General features: G+C 68.5%; 16 protein-coding genes. 9 read left to right on the top strand and 7 right to left on the bottom strand.

Features of this window, described 5'->3' with window-relative positions; translation table 11 throughout:
* Positions 1-5 precede the first annotated feature (5 nt).
* From efeU to efeB, 3 genes are read left to right on the top strand one after another with little or no spacing between them, the layout of a single operon-like run.
* Positions 6-950, top strand: coding sequence for an iron uptake transporter permease EfeU (gene efeU, locus AB4070_RS00455; RefSeq protein ID WP_441978449.1), 945 nt, complete (start codon positions 6-8; stop codon positions 948-950).
* Positions 947-2,179 (top strand): iron uptake system protein EfeO, encoded by a 1,233-nt coding sequence (gene efeO / locus AB4070_RS00460; protein ID WP_441978450.1) that lies wholly within the window; start codon positions 947-949, stop codon positions 2,177-2,179. The genes efeU and efeO overlap by 4 nt, the downstream gene beginning before the upstream one ends.
* Positions 2,180-2,216: 37 nt before the next feature.
* Positions 2,217-3,521, top strand: a complete 1,305-nt coding sequence (efeB, locus tag AB4070_RS00465; protein ID WP_441978451.1) for an iron uptake transporter deferrochelatase/peroxidase subunit — start codon at positions 2,217-2,219, stop codon at positions 3,519-3,521.
* 4 nt (positions 3,522-3,525) lie between these two features.
* On the opposite strand, the gene AB4070_RS00470 is transcribed toward efeB, so the two are convergent.
* A complete protein-coding gene (locus AB4070_RS00470; RefSeq protein ID WP_441978452.1) occupies positions 3,526-4,401 on the bottom strand; it encodes a serine hydrolase domain-containing protein in 876 nt (291 codons plus the stop codon).
* A gap of 10 nt (positions 4,402-4,411) precedes the next feature.
* Positions 4,412-5,554, bottom strand: coding sequence for an acyltransferase family protein (locus AB4070_RS00475; RefSeq protein ID WP_441978453.1), 1,143 nt, complete (start codon positions 5,552-5,554; stop codon positions 4,412-4,414).
* 110 nt (positions 5,555-5,664) lie between these two features.
* Between AB4070_RS00475 and AB4070_RS00480 the strand changes: the two genes are divergently transcribed.
* From AB4070_RS00480 to AB4070_RS00490, 3 genes are read left to right on the top strand one after another with little or no spacing between them, the layout of a single operon-like run.
* Positions 5,665-6,891: an LLM class flavin-dependent oxidoreductase gene (locus AB4070_RS00480; RefSeq protein ID WP_441978454.1), complete on the top strand. Its 1,227-nt coding sequence runs from the start codon at positions 5,665-5,667 to the stop codon at positions 6,889-6,891.
* 1 nt (position 6,892) lies between these two features.
* Positions 6,893-7,537, top strand: a complete 645-nt coding sequence (locus AB4070_RS00485; RefSeq protein WP_282846888.1) for an FMN reductase — start codon at positions 6,893-6,895, stop codon at positions 7,535-7,537.
* Between the two features lie 50 nt (positions 7,538-7,587).
* Positions 7,588-8,940: an FAD-binding oxidoreductase gene (locus AB4070_RS00490; protein WP_441978455.1), complete on the top strand. Its 1,353-nt coding sequence runs from the start codon at positions 7,588-7,590 to the stop codon at positions 8,938-8,940.
* Position 8,941: 1 nt separating this feature from the next.
* Here AB4070_RS00490 and AB4070_RS00495 read toward each other — a convergent pair whose 3' ends face one another.
* Both AB4070_RS00495 and AB4070_RS00500 read right to left on the bottom strand, forming a co-directional pair.
* Entirely contained in the window at positions 8,942-9,631 is a 690-nt protein-coding gene (locus AB4070_RS00495; RefSeq protein ID WP_441978456.1) for a response regulator, read from the bottom strand.
* Positions 9,628-10,917: an ATP-binding protein gene (locus tag AB4070_RS00500; protein WP_441978457.1), complete on the bottom strand. Its 1,290-nt coding sequence runs from the start codon at positions 10,915-10,917 to the stop codon at positions 9,628-9,630. The genes AB4070_RS00495 and AB4070_RS00500 overlap by 4 nt, the downstream gene beginning before the upstream one ends.
* Before the next feature lie 145 nt (positions 10,918-11,062).
* On the opposite strand from AB4070_RS00500, the gene AB4070_RS00505 reads away from it, so the two are divergent.
* On the top strand, positions 11,063-12,502 hold the full coding sequence (locus tag AB4070_RS00505; RefSeq protein ID WP_441978458.1) for a cation:dicarboxylate symporter family transporter: 1,440 nt from the start codon (positions 11,063-11,065) through the stop codon (positions 12,500-12,502).
* Positions 12,503-12,556: 54 nt separating this feature from the next.
* On the opposite strand, the gene AB4070_RS00510 is transcribed toward AB4070_RS00505, so the two are convergent.
* Both AB4070_RS00510 and AB4070_RS00515 read right to left on the bottom strand, forming a co-directional pair.
* Complete coding sequence (locus AB4070_RS00510; protein WP_017830923.1) at positions 12,557-12,733, bottom strand: DUF5302 domain-containing protein; 177 nt, start codon at positions 12,731-12,733, stop codon at positions 12,557-12,559.
* Between the two features lie 31 nt (positions 12,734-12,764).
* Entirely contained in the window at positions 12,765-13,349 is a 585-nt protein-coding gene (locus AB4070_RS00515; RefSeq protein WP_441978459.1) for a DedA family protein, read from the bottom strand.
* A 140-nt stretch (positions 13,350-13,489) separates the two neighbouring features.
* Here AB4070_RS00515 and AB4070_RS00520 point away from each other — a divergent pair, with 140 nt between their 5' ends.
* A complete protein-coding gene (locus AB4070_RS00520) occupies positions 13,490-15,430 on the top strand; it encodes a GDSL-type esterase/lipase family protein (protein ID WP_441978460.1) in 1,941 nt (646 codons plus the stop codon).
* A 12-nt stretch (positions 15,431-15,442) separates the two neighbouring features.
* Here the strand turns inward: AB4070_RS00520 and AB4070_RS00525 are convergent, their stop codons facing one another.
* Positions 15,443-16,753, bottom strand: coding sequence for a UDP-glucose dehydrogenase family protein (locus AB4070_RS00525; protein ID WP_441978461.1), 1,311 nt, complete (start codon positions 16,751-16,753; stop codon positions 15,443-15,445).
* 359 nt (positions 16,754-17,112) lie between these two features.
* Between AB4070_RS00525 and AB4070_RS00530 the strand changes: the two genes are divergently transcribed.
* Positions 17,113-19,389, top strand: a complete 2,277-nt coding sequence (locus AB4070_RS00530) for a polyribonucleotide nucleotidyltransferase (protein WP_441978462.1) — start codon at positions 17,113-17,115, stop codon at positions 19,387-19,389.
* Positions 19,390-19,455 lie beyond the last annotated feature (66 nt).

Genomic DNA, 19,455 nt, shown 5'->3' on the forward strand with positions numbered 1-19,455 from the left:
TTTCCGTGCTCGCCACATTTCTCATCGGGCTCCGCGAGGGTCTCGAAGCCGCGCTCGTCGTCGGCATCCTCGTCGCCTACCTCCGTCGTCTCGGCCGGAAGGATGCACTCCCGAAGATGTGGGCAGGAGTCGGTCTCGCGATCGTCCTGGCGCTCGGCATCGGCGCTGTGCTCACCTTCGGTGCGTACGAGCTGACGTTCCAGGCGCAGGAGTTGATCGGGGGCGGGCTCTCGCTGCTCGCCGTGGCCATGGTGACCTGGATGATCTTCTGGATGCAGCGCGCTGGTCGCAGCATGAAGGCGACGCTGGAGGGCGGCATCGATCGCGCTCTCACCGTCGGTGGGCTCTGGGCCCTCATCGCCATCGGCTTCGTATCGGTCGCGCGCGAGGGCATCGAGACCACGCTGCTGCTGTGGTCGATGGTCCAGTCCTTCGGCGACGCCCCCTCGGCGCTGCTGGGCGCGCTGCTCGGACTGATCGCTGCCGTGATCATCGGCTGGCTGATCTCCCGCGGCGCACTACGACTCGATCTCCGCCGCTTCTTCGCCTGGACGGGGGGCTTCCTCGTGATCGTCGCCGCCGGTGTCCTCGCCTACGCGCTGATGGACCTCCAAGAGGCCGGAGCGCTCCCTGGCCCGTTCACCGCCCTCGCCCCGATCGATGCGGTGACCGGCGGTGTGGCCGTCGGATGGGCAGCCTTCCCCTTCGGCTGGGCATTCGACGTCTCGGCGACGATCGCCCCGGGCGGCCCCCTCGCCTCGATCCTGCAGGCGACCATCGGATTCATGCCGGCGATGACCTGGTTGCAGGTCGTCGCCTGGGTCCTCTACATCTCGATCGTCGGATGGCTGTACATCCGCGGCCTCCGCTCGAGGCGCGCGGCGAAGCCGCAGAGTCCGACGGAGCCCTCATCGACATCTCCCTCCCTCTCACCTCAAGGAGCAGCATGACCACCTCGCACCGGATCCTGGGGGTGCTGGCCGCCACCGGCGCCGCGGCGCTCGTCCTCAGCGGCTGCGTCGCGAAGAGCGATGCACAGGCCACGGCGGCGTTCGACGTCTCGTCGACCGACAGCGACTGCGCCGTGTCGGCGTCGACTGCCGAGAGCGGGACTCTCACCTTCAACGTCAAGAACGACACCGGTCAGGTGACGGAATTCTACCTTCTCGCCGACGACGGCCTCCGCATCGTGGGTGAGGTCGAGAACATCGCACCGGCCGCATCGCGCACGTTGACCGTGCTGGCCCAGCCCGGCGACTACTTCACCCTCTGCAAGCCGGGCATGGTCGGCGACGGCGTCGGCAAGACGGCGTTCACCGTCACCGGGGACCGTGTCGCGGTCGACGGTCCCGATGCCGAGCAGAAGCAGAAGGCGGTCGACCTCTACGGCGCCTTCGTCAAGGACCAGGTGGGCCAGCTCGTCCCGGCGGTCGAGGACTTCGTCGCCGCCTACGAGTCCGGCGACGACGAGACCGCGCGCACCCTGTTCCCGCAGACACGCGCGTTCTACGAGCGCATCGAGCCCGTCGCGGAGGCGCTGGGCGACCTCGACCCGCGGATCGACTACCGAGAGGTCGACGCCGTCGCCGAGAAGCTCGATTGGACCGGCTTCCACCGCATCGAGAAGGATCTGTGGGTGCCCGCGCAGGACGCGCTGAATGCGGATGGTGAGACCCCTGCGTGGCAGGACTGGGCGCCGTCGACACCGGAAGAGCGTGCCGATTACGGCGACCTGCTGCTCGCCGACGTGCAGGAGCTGTACGACTACGTGCACTCCGACGACTTCACCACCGCGCTCGACGACCAGGGCATCGGCGGCATCTCCAACGGAGCGATCGCGTTGCTCGACGAGGTCGCGACCGGCAAGATCTCCGGCGAGGAGGACTGGTGGTCCGGCACGGATCTCTACGACTTCGCGGCAAACGTGGAGGGCTCCAAGATGGCGTTCTCGCTCGTGCAGGAGTTCGCCGCCGCACAGGGTGATCAGGGTAAGGAACTTGTCGCCGAGATCGAGACCGGTTACACCGCGCTCGAGGACTCGCTCGCGATCCACGGTTCGCTCGCAGCCGGATTCGTGGGCTACTCGGAGTTGACCGAGGCCGACAAGCGCGAGTTCACCGATCTGATCAACGCCCTGGCCGAGCCGCTGTCGCAGCTCACCAGCACGGTCCTCGACTGATCAGCGTCGAGTCGGCCTAGCGGATGCGATCACGGACGTGAACGAGTCAGAAGCGGCTGCCGCGCACGGAGAATCGGCGTCGGGCGCGTCATCGACACCGACCGGACTGAGCCGGCGCGGCCTTCTCGGGCTGGCCATCGGCGGCGGTGTCGCGGGGCTCGCTGTCGGGGCGGGCGCCGGCCTCACCGGCGGAGTGGCCTTGGGCCGCGCCAGGGCCGCCGACGACGCGCATTCCGCCTACGACTTCTTCGGAGAGCATCAAGCGGGCATCACCACTCCGGTGCAGGACCACCTGCACTTCGCCAGCTTCGACATGATGCCGCGCACCGACCGCGATGACCTGATCTCCCTGCTGCAGGACTGGTCGTATGCGGCCTCGCGCATGGCGCAGGGGCTCGAGGTCAGCGCGACGGGCGCGGTCGGCGGAGCGGCGGAGGCGCCTCCGGACGACACAGGAGAGGCGCTGGGTCTGCCCGCTGCGGGACTCACGATCACGTTCGGCTTCGGGCCCGGTCTCTTCGAGAACGAGGACGGTGACCGGTACGGCATCGCCGCGCAGCGGCCGGCAGGTCTGGAGCGTCTGCCCGCATTCCTCGGCGACGATCTCGATCCTCAGACCTCTCATGGTGACCTCTGCATCCAGGCCTGTGCCGACGACCCCCAGGTAGCGGTGCACGCCATCCGCAACCTCAGTCGCATCGCGTTCGGCCGCGCGCGCCTGCGCTGGTCGCAGCTCGGCTTCGGCAAGACGTCGCGCACCACGGCGACGCAGGCGACCCCGCGTAACCTCTTCGGGTTCAAGGACGGCACCGCGAACATCCTCGCCGACGACACCGAGGCGCTGAGCGATCACGTCTGGGTGGCCGCGAAAGACGAGCCGGCATGGCTGGCCGGTGGTTCCTATCTCGTGGCCAGGAAGATCGCGATGCTCATCGAGACCTGGGACCGGGTGCGGCTCTCCGAGCAGGACACGATCATCGGTCGCGATAAGGGCGAGGGTGCGCCGCTCTCCGGTGGCGACGAGTTCACCGCTCCGGACTTCCACAGCAAGGCGATCGACGCCGACAGTCACGTGAGCCTCGCGCACCCGGAACACAACGACGGCATCCGCATCCTCCGCCGCGGCTACAACTACGTCGACGGGAACAACGAGCTCGGTCGTCTCGACGCCGGGTTGTTCTTCCTCTCGTATCAGCGTGACCCCGCGCAGTTCATCGCGCTTCAGCGTCGACTGTCGACCGACCTCATGAACGAGTACATCCGCCATGTCGGTTCGGGTATCTGGGCGGTGCCGGCAGGCGCGAGCCCCGGTTCCTACGTGGGAGCCGCGCTGTTCTCCTGAGCGGTCACGGCTCGCGTGTGCTCGTGAGCGTCTCCACCGCGAACGCGGCGACGGCATCGGCGCCGAAGTGATCGTCGGCCGTGATCGTCACCACGGCGTCATCGAGGAAGATCAGCAGCTGGCCGTAGGCGCCGTGAAGTCTCCATGCCGGCCCGGGGCCGCCCCATCCTGCGAGGGCGTAGCGATCGTAGCCCGCGTTCTCGCCGGCGACCCGCCATTCCGTGTGCATCGCGTCGATCCATCCGGGAGAGATCAGTTGTCGGCCCTCCCACGCGCCGCGCTCCCTGATGAGCAGGCCGAGGCGCGCCAGCTCATCGGTGCGCAAGGCCAGGCCTCCTCCCGCGGCGATGCGGCCCTGGGGGCTGCGCTCCCATTCCACGTCGTCGATGCCGAGCGGGCGGAACAGTCGGGCGTCGAGGTAGTCGCCCACATCTCCGACGCGTGCGGCAAGCGCGGTCATGGCGGTGTACGTGCTCGCGTTCGAGTACTGGAACGATCGTCCGCCGGACGGGCGTCGCAGGAACTCGCGGGCGAGGTCCGGCCAGTCCGTCATCAGGGTCTCCGACCAGGGCAGATCGATCCCGCTGGTCATCGAGAGCAGATCCCGCAGCGTGACGTCCTCGACGCCAGCTCCCATCTCGAAGTCGGGGAGGTACGTGACGACGGGCGCGTCGAGCGACACGGCACCCTCGTCGGCGGCCAGTCCCGCAGCCAGAACGCAGACGCCTTTCGCGACGGAGTGGACGTCCTCCCGCACGTCGTCGGCCCAGCGGTGGTCGGCGGTCTCGGTGGCGATGCGGACGTGCAGCCCGTGAGCGCCGAACCCGGTCTCCTCGATGCGTTCGACGATGCGGTCTCGAACGGTCTGTGCGCGGCTCACACCTTCGAGGCTATCGTCCTGTCTGGCGCGGGCGCCGCGATCCCGTCGGGTCGTTCCGGCGCCCCTCCATGGAGGCCAGCGCCGGGTCGGCGAAAAGCCACCCTGGGCGGGGTTCCACCAGCGGGCGGAAGACCCACCTGATCGGCTTCGTCGCCAGCGCGAGGGCGATCAGCACCGACGACACGGTGACGAGGGGGAGCCAGATCCAGGTCGGCTCGAGGCTCTGCAGGATCCCGCTCTCGCGGAAGGGGTACAGCACGAACGAATGCAGCAGGAACACGTACATCGTGTATTGGCCGAATGTCGTCCACCAGTGGGCACCCCGAGGGATGAGGGCGAAGAAGGCGGCGCTGAGCACGACGGCGAGCATCATCAGGAGTATCCGCACCCCGCCGGCCCACCACTGCTCCCCGCCCAGGTCGGCATAGGAGTCCTCGTAGAAGAGCCAGTGCCGCAGGTCGGCCGCCTGCCACAGCGGAAGCCAGTTCCAGGCCGCCCAGCCGGCCAGCGCGAAGATCGCGACGGCGCCGCCGCGGATCCACCAGGGACGGAAGTCGAGCAGACGGAACCTGTCCACGATGTCGTGCTCGCGCAGCCACCAGCCCAGCGTGAAGAAGGGGAGGAGTCCCAGGGTGCGGGACAGGGAGAACGTGCTGTCGACGTTCGGCAGGTAACCCACGCCGACCGAGATGACCACGGTCCACAGCAGCGGCCACCGAAGCAGTGCGAGGTACGGGAGCACGAGACGGAAGATCCCGAGCGCGAGGAGGAACCACAGTGTCCAGCTCGGTTTCGTGATGTTCGGATCGACCTGGCCCTCGACCAGCCATTTGGTGAGTGTCCACAGCGTCTCGAAGATGACGTAGGGGACCAGGATGTCCGTGATCACCCTGGCCATCTGCGTCTTGGAGGGCGAGCCGGACTTCGAGAAGTAGCCGGAGATGATGGCGAACGCCGGCATGTGGAACGCGTAGAGCGCCAGATAGAACGCGAAGGCGATGTCGGAGTCGTACGTCAGGCGCTGGATCGCGTGACCGAGCACGACGAGCACGATGCAGACGTAGCGCGCGTTGTCCCAGAACGGCACACGCCTCCGCCTGCGGGGAACCGATCCTGTGGTGGGCCCTGAGATGTCGGCGCCGGCACTGCTCATCGTTCGAGGCTACAGGCCGGGAATAAAGTTGAAGTGAGCGCGTTGACACAGATACATTCAAATGAATAGAACGGGATGCGAGTCGTCCGGTTCGGAGACACGGAGCAATCATGAGCGAGCAGTCAGGCGCGCAGGCGATGCAGTTCGGCATCATGTCGGTCAGCGACATCACCCGCGATCCCACCACGGGAATCACCCCCAGCGAGCAGGAGCGCATCAAGGCGACGACGGCGATCGCCGTGCACGCCGAAGAGGTCGGACTCGACGTCTTCGCGATCGGCGAGCACCACAACCCGCCGTTCTGGTCCTCCAGCCCCACGACCTTCCTGGCGGCACTGGTCGCGCAGACCGAGCGCCTGATCGTCTCCACGTCGACGACGCTCATCACCACGAACGACCCCGTGCGCATCGCCGAGGAGTACGCGATGCTGCAGCACGTATCCGACGGACGCATGGACCTCATGCTCGGACGCGGCAACACCGGCCCGGTGTACCCCTGGTTCGGCCAGGACATCCGGCAGGGTCTGCCGCTCGCGATCGAGAACTACGCCCTGTTGCACAAGCTGTGGCGCGAGGACGTCGTCGACTGGGAGGGCAAGTTCCGCACCCCGTTGCAGGGCTTCACCTCGACGCCCCGTCCGCTCGACGGCATCGCCCCGTTCGTATGGCACGGCTCCATCCGCACCCCGGAGATCGCGGAGCAGGCCGCTTACTACGGAGACGGGTTCTTCGCGAACAACATCTTCTGGCCGAAGGAGCACTACCAGCGGCTCATCGAGCTGTACCGTCAGCGCTTCGAGCACTACGGTCACGGCACGCGCGAGCAGGCGATCGTGGGACTCGGCGGCCAGGTGTTCATGGCCGCGAAGTCGCAGGACGCGGTGAACCAGTTCCGCCCGTACTTCGACAACGCACCCGTCTACGGCCACGGTCCGAGCATGGAGGACTTCACGGAGATGACCCCGCTGACGGTGGGCTCTCCGCAGCAGGTGATCGACCGCTACGCCGGCATGCGCGAGCACTACGGGGACTACCAGCGCCAGCTGTTCCTCATCGACCACGCGGGCCTGCCCCTGAAGACGGTCCTCGAGCAGCTCGACATCCTCGGTTCCGAGGTCGTCCCCGTGCTGCGCAAGGAGCTGGCGAAGGACCGCCCTGCATCTGTGCCGGACGCGCCGACGCACGCCGCGCGCGTCAAGGCCGAGTTCGGTGACGGGCCGACCCGTCAGGCGCGTCCCGGCGCCAACCGCGGCGACAACCTCACGGGCGACTCGCCCTACCAGGACACCCCGGCACCTGCCGGTGCGTCGTTCGGAATCGGCCGGAAGGAGGCCTGAGATGGCCATGCGTCGTATCGCCGTCGTCTCGGCGGGATTGTCGAACCCGTCCTCCACCAGGATGCTCGCCGACCGCCTCGCTGCCGAGACCGTGAAGGCCCTCGCCGCACACGACATCGAGGCGAGCGTCGACGTGATCGAGCTGCGCGACTACGCGCACGACATCACGAACAACATGCTCACAGGCTTCGCGCCGCCGGCGCTCGAGACCGCGATCAACACCGTGGTCTCCGCCGATGCGCTGATCGCTGTGACGCCGATCTTCTCGACGAGCTACTCGGGCCTGTTCAAGTCGTTCATCGACGTGCTCGACCCGGACGCCCTCACCGGGAAGCCCGTGCTCATCGGGGCGAACGCGGGCACGGCCCGGCACTCGCTGGCGATCGACTACGCGATCCGCCCGCTGTTCGCGTACCTCCACGCGGAGGCCGTCTCGACCGGAGTGTTCGCGGCCTCGAGCGATTGGGGCGGCGCGGGTGACGACGTCGCTCCGCTCGCCAAGCGCGTGGAGAAGGGCGCCAAGGAGCTCGCGGAGGCGATCGCACGTCGCGGGGCGTCCGAGACGGTCGATCCCTACGACCCTGCCACGTACCTGGGCGAGGGGCGTTCGTTCGGCCACATGCTCGGCGGCCTCGCCGGCGAGTGAGCGCGCATGACGCCATCGACGATGTCCGAGGGATGTCGTACGGTGGCGTCATGCCAACGCACCCCGCCATCGTCGCGCTCCAGGACCGGCTGACCGGAACCCTCATCCTTCCCACAGACACGGCGTACGCGGCGGCGCGTCGACCGTGGAATCTCGCGATCGAGCAGCATCCGGATGCCGTCGCGACGCCCGCCGACGTCGACGACCTCCGCGCGCTCCTGCGCGCAGCACGGGAATCGGGGACGAGCCTCGCGCTCCAGCCGAGCGGCCACGGCGCGTCCGGCGACCTGAGTGGTGCCGTCCTGGTGCGCATGAGCGCGTTCGACGAGCTGTCCCTCGACCTCGAGAGCGGGGTCGCGACGGTCGGCGCCGGGGTGCGCTGGGGTGCGATCGTCGAGGCGCTGGAGGGAACCGGGTGGGTCGCGCCGGCCGGCACCAGCCCGGTCGTCAGCGTGGCCGGATACACGCTGGGCGGCGGGCACTCATGGTTCAGCCGCACGGGTGGTCTCGGCTCCGACAACCTGCGCGCGGCGTGGGTGCTCCGCCCTGACGGCACGCATGAGCGCGTCGACGATGACACCGACAGCGACCTCATGTGGGCGCTGAGAGGGGCCGGGGGCCTGGTGGGTATCGTGACCGCGCTCGAGATCGAGCTCGTGCCGGCACCGGACATCTGGGGCGCCAACCTCACCTTCGATGTCGCCGACGCTCCCGCGGTCGTCCGTGCGGTCCGCGACCTCGCCGCATCAGCGCCTGCGACGTTCAACGTGTTCGTCAACTCGATGCGCATGCCGGATGCGCCGGAGCTGCCTGAGCAGATCAGGGGACGTAGTTTCCTCACCGTCCAGGCGCTGTCGACCGATGGGCCGCAGGACGAACTGGTCGACACGGTGCGTAGAGCGGGGGAGGTGCGCAGGGAGATCACCGGCCCGACTTCGCCCGCTGCGCTCGCTGCCGCATCCAACGAGCCCACGGAGCCGACCCCTGGCCGGGGTGCTTCGATGGCTCTGAGCATCCTCGACGACGAGACGATCGATGCCCTCCTCGAGTTCAGGGAGCTGCCGGAGCACTGGCCGATCATGGGCATCGATCTCCGCATGCTCGGCGGTGCGTTGAACGCCCCGCGCCGCTCGGGCTTCGCATCGCTGCAGTCCGCCGGCTGGCTGTTGCACGCTCTCGTCCCGGTCATCCCCGGTGTGCCGACCGAGCCGGGCGACGCGAGTCTCGTGGCGTTCCGTGAGCTCCTGGCGCCGAACGAGGCCTCGCAGACCGTGGCGACCTTCCTCGGCCCTGATCAGTCGCTCGACCGTTGCGGCACCGCCGACGATGTGGCTCGACTGCGCAGCGTGCGTTTGCGTCTCGACCCTGAGGGTCTGCTCCACGAAGGACGCCTGCCGCGCTGACCTAGGCGGGAGGCGGTCCGGGGCGTCTCCACTCGTACTCGGTCTCCGGCCGTCCCCGTGTGCCGTAGCGTGCGCCCCGTGTCAGCACACCCTCGACGACCAGATGCTCCAGGTAACGGCGCACCGCGACCCGCGACATGCCGAGTCGCTCGGCCGCCTCCCGCGCCGACAGCGGGCCGCCGGCGCGCAATTCCCCGGCGACCCTGTCCAAGGAGGTCGTCGAGAGCCCCTTGGGCAGCGCGATCGTGCCCGTGGAGCGGCCGAGCAGTGCATCGATCTCGGCTTGCGTGGCCTCGCCCTCGGTGGAGCGCGCCTGCTTCCGGTATGCGCGGTACTGCTCCATCCGCTCGCGGAACACGGCGAACGGGAACGGCTTGACGAGGTACTGGAACACCCCGAGAGCCGCCATCTGCCGCACCGACTCGGCGTCGCGCACACTGGTGATCGCGATCACGTCCAGCGCGGCGGAGCGTGCTCGGAGCGCGCGGAGCACGTCGATACCCGAGCCGTCCGGCATCGTGATGTCGAGCAGCACGAGATCGAATGCGCCGGGCCGATCGAGCACTGCCGTCATCGCGGCGCGGGCGCCCGTGCACTCCCCGGTCACCTCGAAGCCGTCGAGACGGGCCAGGTAGTCGCGGTGCAGTTCGAGCGTGAGTGCGTCGTCGTCGACGATCAGCGTGCGGATCATCGTTGCCGCCGCCCCTGCCGTTCTCCCGCGGCGGGGAGGACGACTCGGAAGGTCGTCGGGGAGTCCGTCACCGTCACCGAGCCACCCGCCCCGCTCACCACCGAGCGCACGAGCGCCAGGCCGATGCCACGCCCCTGTGCATCGGCGGGCTTCGTGGAGAACCCCTGGTCGAACATCCGCTCGCGCACGGCCGGCGCTATTCTCGGACCGCTGTCGGAGACCTCCAGCACGATTCCGCGGCCCTCGTGCGGACGGAGCGAGACCTGCACCCACCGGTCGTCCGATTCGGCCGCGGCATCCATGGCGTTGTCCACCAGGTTGCCGAGCACGGACACGGCGTCCACGGTCGACAGGGGAGTGCGGGGAGTGTCCGGCTCGATGCGCACCCGCCAGTCGATGCCGCGTTCCTTGGCCTGGGAGGCCTTCCCGAGGAGGAGCGCCCCGACGGCCGGATCGCCGTGGCGTCGCGCGGTCACCTGGTCGACGAGGGACTGGCTCTGACGGGACGTCTCCGTGAGGATCTCGATCGCCTCGTCACGGCGTCCGAGTTCTAGCAGAGCCACTGCAGTGTGCATCCTGTTCCCGTGTTCGTGCGTCTGCGCCCGCAGCGCTTCCCCCAGAGTGCGGATCGACTCGTACGACGACACGGCGTCGCGCAGCTGGCCGGGCGGGAGGTCGCCGGCGATACGGCGGGTCACGCGACGAGCGATGATCGCGCCACCGGCGCCGAGGGCGACGAGGGCGATCGTGATGCCGAGTGTGAGAGGCAGGCGGCGGATCAGCGTGTCGCTGATGGACTCGGTCGTCACCCCTGCGGCGACCCAGCCGATCAGGTCGTCATCCGGCGCGGTGACCGGGACGATGGTCCGTACCGATGGCCCCAGGGTGCCGGTGAACTCCTCGGTAAGTGTGCGCGGCGACGCGGGGATCGTGCCCAGGTAGGTTCCGCCGATCTGGTCGGCGTCGGGATGGGTGATCCGCGTGCCGTCCGGAGTCATCACCGTGATGAAATCGAGCCCCGCTCCGGCGACCACTGTCAGCGAGTAGGGCTCGAGCACCCGCGTGGCTGCCTCCCGGTCTTCCGAGCTCAGACCGTCGATGACGTCCGGGGACGCGGCGAGCGAGACGGCGGTGGCGGCCGTGACCCGTTCCGCCTCGGCGCGGATCGATCGTTGCGCTTCCAGCACCAGGAAGCCCGCCACGAGGATGCCGATCACGACGGCGGCGACCAGCAGTACCGCGAACACACGGGATGCGGTGCTGCGGGTGCGGGAGGGGCGCGCCATCGCTTCCTCCGATCGTCGATGCTCAGGTGCCGTGACCAATACGACCACAACTCGCCCCGATGCGGGAAGTCGAGGACCGTGAACTCTGATCGGCGGCGAAGCAGCCGCCCACCGGACGATGACGTCGATGATCGAGGAGGACGCGATGGCGCTCACAACAGGATTCTCACTGCCGAAGTTCAACTGGCGGCGAGGGAAGCAATCGTGGGACCGGCACACCTGGCTGTATGTGTCGGTGCTCCTGGCGGTCGTGCTCGGTGCGGTCGTCGGTCTCGTCTGGCCCGAGGTCGGACAGGCGTTCGAGCCGCTGGGCAAGGGATTCGTGGCTCTGATCAAGATGATGATCGCCCCGATCATCTTCTGCACGATCGTGGTCGGTGTGGGGTCGATCGCCAAGGCGGCCACCGTCGGCAAGATCGGTGGACTCGCGCTGCTGTACTTCATGGTCATGTCGACCTTCGCCCTCGCGATCGGTCTCGTGGTGGGGAACATCATCCACCCCGGCTCCGGACTGGACATGGCCTCGTCGACGTACGATGCGGTCGAGGCGGAGGCCAAGACGACACAGGAGTTCATCCTCGGCATCATCCCGACCACGTTCTTCTCGGCGTTCACGGGCGAGAGCGTGCTGCAGGTGCTGTTCATCGCGCTCCTCGTCGGTTTCGCCCTGCAGGGGCTCGGCGACCGTGGGGCCCCGATCATGGAGGCGGTCAAGCAGCTCCAGAAGCTCGTCTTCCGCATCCTCGGCATGATCCTGTGGCTGGCTCCGCTCGGGGCCTTCGGCGCGATCGCCGCCGTGGTCGGCAAGACCGGCGTCGCCGCGATCTGGAGCCTCGGCACGCTGATGGTCGCCTTCTACATCACCTGCATCCTGTTCATCGTCGTCATCCTCGGGGTGCTGCTGTGGACCGTCACGAGGGTGAACATCTTCGCGCTCATGAAGTACCTCGCCAGGGAGTACCTGCTCATCGTCGGAACGTCGTCCTCGGAGTCCGCACTGCCCCGGCTGATCGCGAAGATGGAGTTCGTCGGCGTCTCCAAGCCGGTCGTGGGCATCACCGTTCCGACCGGGTACTCGTTCAACCTCGACGGCACGGCCATCTACCTGACCATGGCCTCGCTGTTCATCGCCACGGGCATGGGACAGCCGATGACGATCGGCGAGCAGATCGGTCTCCTCGTGTTCATGATCATCGCGAGCAAGGGCGCCGCCGGAGTCACCGGGGCTGGCCTCGCCACCCTCGCCGGCGGTCTCCAGGCATACCGCCCCGACCTGGTGGACGGCGTCGGGGTCATCGTGGGCATCGATCGGTTCATGTCCGAGGGGCGAGCTCTCACGAACTTCACCGGCAACGCTGTCGCGACCCTCTTGATCGGCACGTGGACGAAGCAGATCGACCGCGACCGCGTGCGACGCGTGCTCAGTGGGGAGCTGCCCTTCGACGAGTCCCTGCTCGACGGCGTCGATGCGCACGAGCCCGTGGGCGGCGCCCAGGCCGCTGACATGCAGGAGCTCCGCGAAGCAGCTGTCTCCGAGATGGCGGCGAAGGAGGAGCGGGCCCGGCTCCGCGCCGACCGCCTCTGATACCGAAATGGGGGATGCGGGAGCCCGGCCGAGCCGGCTCCCGCATCCGCGCGGTCAACCGCTCTTGCGTCGGAACTCGCGCCGCGTCTGCGGGGCGTTCGCACTGTGCACGGCGGAATCGCCGTCGAGGTGTGCCTCGCCCTGCCGGTGGTGCGCGTTCTTCTTCTCGAGCGCTTCCTTGAACTTGCGCTTCATCTCCTCGGAAGAGGAGGCGCCTTCTTCGGTGCTCATGACCCGAGCCTAGGGCACGCGCTCGTGCGGGTCACTCTCTCGAGCGGCGCACGCACAGGTCGATCAGTGCCCCGAGCCCGATCGCGAGCAGGATGGAGACAGGCACGGCCACGAGCGGTCCTCCGGGGAGGAGCGTCGCGACAGCTGCCCCCACCGCGGCCTGGTACAGCGCCCACCCGGTCGCGGCGAGGCTGACGAGCGCGAGGTAGCGCGGCGGGTGGACACGCGAAGCCCCGGCGACCAGATTGATCGCAAGCCGTGCGAACGGCACGAACCTCGCGGTGAACAGCACCGTCGCCATCCCGCCGTCCAAGCGGCGGCGAGCCCAATCCAGAGCTTGCAGCACTCGTGGTGCCCGCATCCACCGCCAGCGCTCCGTGCCCACCGACCACCCGATGAGGTAGCAGCCTGCATCGCCCAGGGCCGCGGCGACGGCAGCGCACACGACCACAGCCCACAGTGGCGGTGAGCCCGTCGTGACCGCGACCGCACCGAGGGCGGTCACCGCGACCTCACCGGGCACCACGACGAAGAAGGCATCCCCCACGACGAGCACGCTCATCAGGGCCAGACTCCAGGGGCCAGCGAGCGAGGCGGTCAGCAGATCCGTCGGCACGTCGCCCACTGTGCCCGCAGAGGGTGAACGGGAACCAAAGAACGGATAGCCGGTGACCCGTTCTCCAGCATCCGGTGAACATCCGGTGCAGAAGGGCGTCTGCGGGCGTCCCCTCTCGTGCGGACCGTCATCCTGGGCCTGTGAGAGTAGCCATCGTCACGGAGTCCTTCCTTCCGCACATGAACGGCGTCACCGGCTCGGTGCTGCAGATTCTGCGACACCTCGAACGTCGAGGGCACGAAGCTCATGTCGTCGCGCCCGCGGCTGTCGGCGCACCGTCCGAGATCAGCGGTGCCCCCGTCGAACCGATACCGAGTCTCGCTCTTCCCGGGTACCGGCATGTGAGGGTAGGAACGTCGAGCGCCCACCGCATCGCCACCTCGCTCGCACGCTTCCAGCCCGACGTCGTGCACCTCGCCTCCCCGTTCGCGTTGGGGTGGCGTGGGGTGCTGGCCGCCGAGCGCCTGAACCTGCCGGCGGTCGCCGCCTACCAGACCGACGTCGCCGCATACACCGAGCGCTATCGGGTCGCGGCGACCACGGGCATCGCCCAGGCTCACATCGCCCGCCTGCATCGACGCGCCACGATCACGCTCGCGCCCTCCGCCGACTCGGCCAGACAGCTCACCGCACTCGGCATCGATCGCGTGCGTCGCTGGGGGAGGGGAGTCGACGCCGAGCGGTTCCAGCCGTCGCGACGCGACGGCGCGCTCCGAGCCGGCTGGGGCGCCGACGTCGTCATCGGCTACGTCGGACGTCTCGCACCGGAGAAGCAGGTCGAAGACCTCGTCGCGCTCCGCGGCATCTCCGGCACACGCCTGGTGATCGTGGGGGACGGCCCCAGCAGAACGAAGTTGCAGGGACTGCTTCCCGATGCGCTCTTCCTCGGCCACCTCGACGGGGAGGCGCTCGCCGCGGCGCTGGCATCCTTCGACCTGTTCGTCCACCCCGGGGAGAGCGAGACATTCGGTCAGACCCTGCAGGAAGCCCACGCGAGCGGTGTCCCCGTGATCGCGACGGGGCGCGGCGGTCCGCTGGGTCTCGTGCGCATGGGCATCGACGGATGGCTCTACCGACCCGGGGACCTCGGCGATCTGCGGGACCGGGTGTCCGACCTCGCCGGCGATGCGCGTAAGAGACGGGCTTTCGGTGAGGCCGGCCGCGAAGCCGTGCAGGAGCGCAGCTGGGAGAAGGTGTGCGATCAGCTCCTCGACCACTTCGACGAGGCGAAGACGCTGCATGCGGCGGATTCCCGGGCTCGCGCTCGTCGCCTCGTGCGCCCCGAACCGCCCGCGGCGATCGTCTCCCGTCGGTGGCGGCGGTATGTCGCGCTCGGTGACTCTCTCACGGAAGGACTGTGCGATCCGGCCCCCGATGGTGCGCTGAGAGGATGGGCCGACCGTCTCGCGCTCCTGCTCGCCGCCAGAGGAGGTCTGCACTACGCGAACCTGGCCATCAGGTCCAAGCGCGTCCGAGACGTCGCCGGGCTGCAGCTGGCCAGGGCACTCGAGCTTCGGCCCGACCTCGTGTCGATCCTGATCGGTGCGAACGACCTCGTGAAGCCCCGTGTCGATGTCACCGCGCTCGCCGCAGAGCTCGAGGACGCCGTGCGCCGTCTACGGGGAATCGGGGCCGACGTTCTCCTCGTCACGCCTTTTCTCCCCGGCCGTCGAGCTGCGTCGATCTATACGCGGAGGTTCTCCGCCTTCGCCACCGCGTTGAGTGGGATCGCCGCCCGCACCGGTGCCATCCTGATCGACACGGATCTGCACCCCTCGCTGGCCGAGCGCTCGAACTGGGGAGAGGATATGGTCCACTTGAGCAGCCGGGGCCACCGCTTCCTCGCCTACCGTGCCGCCGAAGTGCTCGGTGTCCCCGATGCCGATGCGCTCGGGGTGCTCGACGCCGCGATGCACGAGCATGAGGCCATCGGTGCCGGCGTGTGGTGGCGCCGGCATGCGCTTCCGTGGGTCTGGCGCCGGCTCAACGGCCGGGCGGCCGGTGACGGGAGGATCGCGAAGCACGATGGGTACGTGTACCTCGGCCGACCGTCTGCGGCGTTCGCTGCGGTCGTGCCCTGAGGCCCGGCTCGGTCAGCGCCGACCCATGCCGTGGTATTGCCAGCCGGCGGCGCGCCAAGCGGTCGAGTCGAGGCAGTTGCGGCCGTCGACGATGATCCGGCCCCGCACGAGTGCCCCGGCGTGCTCCGGCGAGAGGTCCCGTCGATACTCATCCCACTCGGTGACGACCACGACGGCGTCGGCCTCCCGCAGAGCCTCGTCGCGGTCACGGGCGTAGCCGAGCTGCGGATGCACCATGGCCGCGTTGTCGACGGCAGCGGGGTCGGTGACCACGACATCAGCGCCCAGGCCGCGAAGGCGTACGGCCAGGTCGAGGGCAGGTGAGTCCCTGATGTCGTCGCTGAAAGGCTTGAACGCCGCGCCCAGCACGGCGATCCTGCGACCGAACACCAGACCGCCCAGAGCATCCACGACGATCTGCACGGCTCGATCGCGACGCCGGAGATTGATCGCGTCGACTTCACGCAGGAAGCCGACCGCCTCACCGCGGCCCAGCTCTTCCGCCCGCGCGGCGAACGCCCTGATGTCCTTGGGCAGACAACCGCCGCCGAATCCGATGCCCGCGCCGAGATAGCGCCGCCCGATCCGCGTGTCATGACCGAGTGCGTCGGCGAGCAGGGCGACGTCTGCCCCGGACGCCTCCGCGATCTCCGCCATCGCGTTGATGAAGGAGATCTTCGTGGCGAGGAAGGCGTTCGCCGCTCCCTTGACCAGTTCCGCGGTCGCGAGATCCGTCACCAGGAACGGCACTCCGCTGTCGACGGCGGCACTGTACACGGCACGGAGGACCTCTACGGCGCGCTCACCCGGGACATCCGGTGCCGCGCCCACGACGAGACGGTCCGGTGTCAGGGTGTCGTGCACGGCCCAGCCCTCGCGGAGGAACTCCGGATTCCAGACGAGCGTTGCACCGGTGGGGGAGATGCGAGCGGCGAGGGTGCCGGCGGTGCCGACGGGAACGGTGGATTTGCCGGCCACCACGTCTCCGGCGCGCAGGTGGGGGAGCAGACCGTCGACGGCCGCATCGACATAGCTGAGGTCCGCGGCGTGCGCACCCGGGGACTGTGGGGTGCCGACTGCGAGGAAGTGCACGTCTGCGCCGGAGGCGTCGGCCATCCGATCGCTGAAACGGAGCCTTCCGGTCGACAGGCCTTCCGTGATGAGCTCGGCGAGCCGTGGCTCGAAGAACGGCGCAGCGCCCGACGCGAGCGAGGCGACCTTGTGCCGGTCGACGTCGATGCCCACGACATCGTGTCCCAGGGAGGCCATGGCGGCGGCATGAACGGCTCCGAGATAACCGCAGCCGATGACGGAGAGGCGCATGAACCCACCACAGCGGATGCCGGTCTCGCCTCGGCGTCCGCGGGGTGAACGTGTCGTGGCCGGTCGATGTCCGATCCGCGTCGGGCGCCGACTCGCAGGATTCGAGGGCCGCGCTGGTAGAGTGGATGAGGTTGATGTCTGTCAACCGCACAATTTCATATCGACTCATGGAGCGATCGGCGGAGAAGCTGGTCCCCTGTGGTGGGTTCCTCGGCAGGTGTCGGGTGGCTTTCTACTGGTGGCCAGCGCAGGCGAGATTCGCGGGAATGCCCGCGCGCCCGAACCCTTCCGTTCCGCTCCTCTGAACACGCTCGCGCGTCACATGGATTCGCGAGTCTAAACAAAGAAGGAGAGACCTCTTGGAAGGTCCTGAAATCACCGCCACCGAGGCCGTTCTCGACAACGGCCGCTTCGGCACCCGCACCATCCGCTTCGAGACCGGCCGCCTCGCGCAGCAGGCTCAGGGCGCAGTCGCCGCGTACCTCGACGGCGAGACCATGCTCCTCTCAGCCACCAGCGCAGGAAAGCACCCGCGCGAGGGCTTCGACTTCTTCCCCCTGACGGTGGATGTCGAAGAGCGCTCCTATGCTGCAGGCAAGATCCCCGGCTCGTTCTTCCGTCGTGAGGGTCGTCCCTCCACCGAGGCGATCCTCGTCTGCCGTCTGATCGACCGTCCGCTGCGTCCGTCGTTCGTCGACGGCCTGCGCAACGAGGTCCAGGTCGTCATCACCGTGATGTCGATCGCTCCCGGCGAGTTCTACGACGCTCTCGCCATCAACGCCGCATCCGCGTCGACGCAGATCTCGGGTCTCCCGTTCTCCGGGCCGGTCGCCGGTGTGCGCCTCGCGTTCGTCCCCGGCCAGGGCGAGCACGCCGACCAGTGGGTCGCGTTCCCGACCGCCGAGCAGGTCGCGGAGGCCGTGTTCGACCTGATCGTCGCCGGTCGTGTCGTCACCAAGGCCGATGGCACCGAAGACGTCGCGATCATGATGGTCGAGGCTGAGGCCACCGAGCACAGCTGGAACCTGATCAAGGCCGGCGCCACCAAGCCGAACGAAGAGATCGTCGCTCAGGGTCTCGAGGCCGCGAAGCCGTTCATCGCTCAGCTCGTCAAGGCTCAGGCCGAGCTCGCCGCCACAGCGTCGAAGGAGCCGGGCGTCTACCCGGTCTTCCCGGCATACAGCGACGAGGTCTACAGCTTCGTCTCCGAGCGCGCGTTCGCCGAGCTCAGCGATGTCTACCAGATCGCTGACAAGGTGGAGCGTCAGACCGCCGACGATGCGATCAAGGACCGCGTGAAGGCGGAGCTCATCGAAGCCACCGAGGCGGGTTCGCTCCCGGCTGCGGCCCCGCTCGAGTTCTCGGCCGCGTACAAGTCGGTCACCAAGAGGATCGTCCGCGGTCGCATCCTCACCGAGGGCGCTCGTATCGACGGCCGTGGGCTGGCGGACATCCGCCCGCTCGACGCCGAGGTGCAGGTCATCCCGCGCGTGCACGGCTCTGCGATCTTCCAGCGCGGCGAGACCCAGATCCTGGGTGTCACCACGCTGAACATGCTCAAGATGGAGCAGCAGATCGACTCGCTGTCGCCTGTGACGAGCAAGCGCTACATGCACCACTACAACTTCCCGCCCTACTCGACCGGTGAGACCGGCCGTGTCGGTTCGCCGAAGCGTCGCGAGATCGGGCACGGCTTCCTCGCCGAGCGCGCCCTCGTGCCGGTGCTGCCGAGCCGCGAGGAGTTCCCGTACGCGATCCGTCAGGTGTCCGAGGCGCTCAGCTCCAACGGTTCCACCTCGATGGGCTCCGTCTGCGCGTCGACCCTTTCGCTGCTGAACGCGGGTGTGCCGCTGCGCGCTCCCGTCGCAGGCATCGCGATGGGTCTCGTCTCCGACGAGGTCAACGGTGAGACCCGCTACGCGGCTCTGACCGACATCCTCGGTGCGGAGGACGCGCTCGGCGACATGGACTTCAAGGTCGCCGGAACCAGCGAGTTCGTCACGGCCATCCAGCTGGACACCAAGCTCGACGGCATCCCGACGCAGGTGCTCGCCGGTGCGCTGACCCAGGCTCGTGAGGCTCGTCTGACGATCCTCAACGTCCTGAACGCCGCAATCGACGCCCCCGACGAGATGGCGCCCACCGCGCCTCGCGTCATCAGCGTGCAGATCCCGGTCGACAAGATCGGCGAGCTGATCGGCCCGAAGGGCAAGACGATCAACGCGATCCAGGACGAGACCGGCGCGCAGATCTCCATCGAGGAGGACGGCACCGTCTACATCGGCGCGACCGACGGCCCCTCGGCCGAGGCTGCCCGTGCCCAGGTCAACGCGATCGCCAACCCGACCAACCCCGAGGTCGGCGAGCAGTTCCTCGGAACCGTCGTGAAGATCGCCACCTTCGGTGCGTTCGTCTCGCTGCTCCCGGGCAAGGACGGCCTCCTGCACGTCACCGAGGTGCGCAAGCTCGCCGGTGGCAAGCGGGTCGAGAACGTCGATGACGTGCTCTCGGTCGGCCAGAAGATCCTCGTGAAGATCACGAAGATCGACGACCGCGGCAAGCTCTCGCTCGAGCCCGTCCTCGACGACGCTCCGGCTGCCGAGGCTGCCCATGCAGAGGACGCAGCCGCCGAGTAAGGCGACATTCGAACGGAACCCGGGCCTCTTCGCGAAGAGGGGGCCCGGGTTTCCTCGTCCAGGGGT

It is taken from the genome of Microbacterium sp. 2RAF4, from assembly GCF_052115285.1.
GTDB classification, from domain to species: Bacteria; Actinomycetota; Actinomycetes; order Actinomycetales; family Microbacteriaceae; genus Microbacterium; species Microbacterium oxydans.